Raw genomic sequence first — 3,685 nt, 5'->3', positions numbered from 1 at the left:
GACGGCCGCCGGCCGGCCCCCAACGGCGCCGCGGCCCCGCAGCAGCGCCGCCCGGCGCCGGGCGCCCCCCAGCCCGGCGGCCAGCAGGCGACCCTGCAGCAGTCGTCCCAGTCCCAGTCCCAGTCGAGCACCCAGACCAAGTCCGACCGACCCACCCCGGCCCGCCCGCAGCCCGCCGCCCGCTGATTCCGGGCGCGGGCCTCCGCCGCCGCGCACACCTACTGGTCGCCGTGCACGCCTCACGACATGTGCGCGGCGACCAGGGGGTGTGCGTGGCGACGGCCGGTGTGCGTGGCCGTCAGAGCTGCGCGCGCTCCATGTCCGGCTCCACCACCGGCACCTCCTCGCCCCGCGCGGCGAGCCTGCGGTTGCGCACGATGCTCGACACCAGGGCGCCCACGATGAACACCACGCCGAGCAGGCCGGTGACGACCTCGTTCACGTGGTAGCCGATGCCGACCAGCAGGATCACCGACAGCGCGCCGATCGCCCAGTGCGCGCCGTGCTCCAGGTAGACGTAGTCGGCGAGGGTGCCCTTGCGGACCAGGAACACGGTCAGCGAGCGGACGAACATGGCGCCGATCAGGCCGAGGCCCAGCGCGATGATGATCGGGTCGGTGGTGATGGCGAAGGCGCCGATGACGCCGTCGAAGGAGAACGCGGCGTCGAGCACCTCGAGGTAGAGGAACAGGAAGAAACCGGCCTTGCCACTGGCCTTGGCCAGCCGGGACGGGCCGGAGCCGCCGCGGGCGGGCTGCTCGTCGCGCTCCTCCAGCTTCTCGATCTGCTGCTCACCGGCCTGCTCGAAGAAGTCGCCCAGGCCGTTGACCCCCAGGTAGGTGACCGCGCCCAGAGCGCCGGCGACCAGTACGACCGCGGGCTCCTCGGCCAGGAACTCGGCGAGCAGCACCAGCGCCACGAGCGCGATGACGATGGAGAGCCGGTTCAGCTGCCCGATGCGGGCCAGCGGCTTCTCCAGCCAGCTCATCCAGGTGTGCTCGCGCTCCTCGAAGATCCAGTCCAGGAACAGCATGAACAGGAACATGCCGCCGAACGCCGCGATCTGCGGGTAGGCCTCGCCGAGCAGCGCCGCGTAGCTGGTCGGGTCGTCCTCCGGCCGGCGTTCGAGGGCGAGCGTGAGCGCCTCGACGGGGTTCAGCTCCGCCGTCACGGCCACGATGACCAGCGGGAACACCAGCCGCATGCCGAACACGGCGATGACGATGCCGATCGTGAGGAAGATCTTCTGCCAGAACGCGTCCATGCGCTCCAGCACGGTCGCGTTGACGACCGCGTTGTCGAACGACAGCGACACCTCCAGCACGCCGAGGATGGCGCACAGGACGAGCGCCTCCCAGCCGCCGTACCCGAAGGCGACCGCCAGCGACACCGCGGTGACCGCGTAGGACCAGCCGAATATCCGAAGGTTCATGCAGCGCTCGTCCGTTCCGTCTCCGGTCCCGATGGGCGCCCGCGCCACCCCGCAGGCGATCGGCGCCGGCTGGAGGCGCAGCGACGCCCGCTTCGTGTCTATCGTCCGACATGTCCGTTTGGTCGGCGTAAGCGGGTGGGTCGGCGACCGAGGGCACACGCACGACGGCCCCCTCCGCGGAGGGGGCCGTCGTCCGGAGCGGGTCAGCCCGCGGACACCAGGACCTCGTCGAGCACCCCGCGCCGCACGTCGGCGACCAGGTCGGCCAGCTGGGCCACGCTCATCTGGATGCGCTGCCCGAAGTCGTCGGTGATCACCACCCGCTTCTCGGGCGCGGCCGCCTCGTCGACGTAGAGCTCCGGGCACCCGCAGTTGCACTGTCCGCAGAAGGTGGCGATGTGGCGCATGGCGTCCCCGTTCGGGTCGTGTCGCGTGTGGGTCGATCGGACCGGGCCGCTCCAGGGTCGGGCACGGGTCGACCGACGCACCAGGCCCCCGACTCCGCCGTGTCCCCCGATTCGCCCGCACGGAGCAGAAGGCGACCGCGCGCGGCGACCGGCGCCGGGGCCGTCCGGACGCGCCGGACGCCCGGCAGCCGGGGCCGCGCCGGTCGGGTGAGGAGCCGGGAGCCGGGGGTCAGACGTCGAACTCGCCGGCGCGCACGCCGGAGAGGAAGGCCTTCCACTCCGTCGGGGTGAACGCCAGCACCGGGCTGCGTTCGCCCAGCTTGGTGTCCCGCACGCCGATGTAGCCGGGAATGGTGGCCACCTCCACGCAGCCGCCGTTGGCGCCGCCGCTGAACGTCGCCTTGTGCCAGTTGTCGGCCGCGGATAACGCCGCGACCGCGTCGTCGTGTCTCATGCTGATCACAGATCCTTCGCGATCTCGTCCAGGAGCGCCGCTGTGCGCCCCGGCTTGGCCGCCTGCACCTGCAGCCGGGTGAGATCATTACGGTACTGCAGGATCTGCTCGGATTCCTCGTAGTAGTGCCCCCTGATCCGGTCCTCGACGAATACACAACCGGGGTAGTTGTGCAGTTCCGGGGGCGCGGAGAGTATCTGGAACGTACCTTCCGTGCCCACGTGCGCACCCGCTGTCAGCGGCAGCACCTGGATCTCGATGTGCGGGCGTTCGGAGAGCTCGCGCAGGTGTTCGAGCTGGGCGCGCAGCACGTCGGGACCGCCGACGGTCCAGCGCAGCGCCGGCTCGGCGATGACCGACCAGATCTGCGGGGGGTGCTCGCGGGCGAGGATCTCGCGCTGGCGCGCCATCCGCAGCTCCACCAGCTTGTCGACCTCGGCCGGGGCCAGTTCGGGGCGCCCGACGCGGATCAGCTCGCCCGCGGTGTCGGCGGTCTGGAACAGCCCGGGCACGACGTAGGCGTCCCAGCTCTCGATCTGCACGGCGCTGCTCTCCAGGCCGAGGAACAGGTTCAGGTGGTCGGGCACCGAATCGCTCATCCCGATCCACCAGTCCCGCCCGCGCTTGGCCCGGGTGCGCAGCTCCTGGAAGAACTCCTGGCGTTCCGGGACGCCGTACAGCTCGAGCAGCCGGTCGAGCTCCAGCGGTTTCGGGAGGGTGCGGCCGACCTCGATGTGCCCGATGTTCTGCGGGCTGCCCTTGACCGCCGCGGCGGCCTGCTCGCGGCTGATGCGGCGCTTCTCGCGGAGCCGCCGCATCTCGACGGCGAACCACCACTTCAGCGCCGTGGTGCTCCCGGACGACGACGATGCGACCATGGTGCCCAACCTCCTGTGGTCACACTACGCGCACGCTCATTCACTCCAAGGAACGATCCCGGTGCGGCGTTCGCCAGATGTAGCGTGCTCACTATGAGTCCGGGGCACGAACGGTGCACTTTGTCCGCCACCCGGAGCCGGCGACGGCTCGACAGCGACGCCCCCCGACCTGTCGAGCCGTCGCCCACCACCACCCGATGAACGGCGCGTACCACCTGCAGGCCAGGCGCACGATCTGCGGCGGGGCCGGGCGGCGCACGGAGGAGACCCGCCTCGCCGAGGCCGACGACCTCGACACCGCCACCAGCACCGCCCGCGCCCTCGCCGCGGACGGGTTCACCGTGTGGATCTTCCGGCGCACCGTCCGCCCCCGGCTCAGCGCGGCGCCGCACCCGCTGCGGCTGGTGACGACGGTCGGCCCGCCGGAGGCCGAGGCCGAGGACCGCCCCGGCCGCCCCGAGCGCCGGCCGGTCCGGCCGGTCGTGCCGCGGGTGCACCCGGCGGCCGGCCACCT

Annotated in this window: 6 protein-coding genes; 2 read left to right on the top strand and 4 right to left on the bottom strand. The window is 72.0% G+C overall.

Annotation, left to right across the window (positions count from 1 at the left end; all coding sequences use genetic code 11):
- Positions 1-186 (top strand): hypothetical protein (locus tag KIK08_RS38030; RefSeq protein ID WP_214408159.1); only part of this gene is annotated, 186 nt, incomplete at its 5' end.
- A 112-nt stretch (positions 187-298) separates the two neighbouring features.
- On the opposite strand, the gene KIK08_RS38025 is transcribed toward KIK08_RS38030, so the two are convergent.
- From KIK08_RS38025 to KIK08_RS38010, 4 genes are all read right to left on the bottom strand, one after another.
- The gene (locus tag KIK08_RS38025; protein ID WP_214408158.1) at positions 299-1,432 is read right to left on the bottom strand and encodes a DUF475 domain-containing protein; all 1,134 of its coding nucleotides are present in this window, start codon (positions 1,430-1,432) and stop codon (positions 299-301) included.
- A 203-nt stretch (positions 1,433-1,635) separates the two neighbouring features.
- Entirely contained in the window at positions 1,636-1,839 is a 204-nt protein-coding gene (locus KIK08_RS38020) for a hypothetical protein (RefSeq protein ID WP_214408157.1), read from the bottom strand.
- A 229-nt stretch (positions 1,840-2,068) separates the two neighbouring features.
- Positions 2,069-2,293 carry a DUF397 domain-containing protein gene (locus KIK08_RS38015; protein WP_214408156.1) on the bottom strand — a complete coding sequence of 75 codons (225 nt, stop codon included), beginning with the start codon at positions 2,291-2,293 and terminating at the stop codon, positions 2,069-2,071.
- Between the two features lie 5 nt (positions 2,294-2,298).
- Positions 2,299-3,171: a helix-turn-helix domain-containing protein gene (locus tag KIK08_RS38010; RefSeq protein WP_214408155.1), complete on the bottom strand. Its 873-nt coding sequence runs from the start codon at positions 3,169-3,171 to the stop codon at positions 2,299-2,301.
- A 197-nt stretch (positions 3,172-3,368) separates the two neighbouring features.
- Here KIK08_RS38010 and KIK08_RS38005 point away from each other — a divergent pair.
- Positions 3,369-3,685: hypothetical protein (locus tag KIK08_RS38005; RefSeq protein WP_214408154.1), on the top strand; the 317-nt coding region annotated here is incomplete at its 3' end.

Source organism: Pseudonocardia lacus, assembly GCF_018531445.1.
Lineage (GTDB): Bacteria > Actinomycetota > Actinomycetes > Mycobacteriales > Pseudonocardiaceae > Pseudonocardia > Pseudonocardia lacus.
This window is presented reverse-complemented; position numbering and strand designations above follow the sequence as displayed.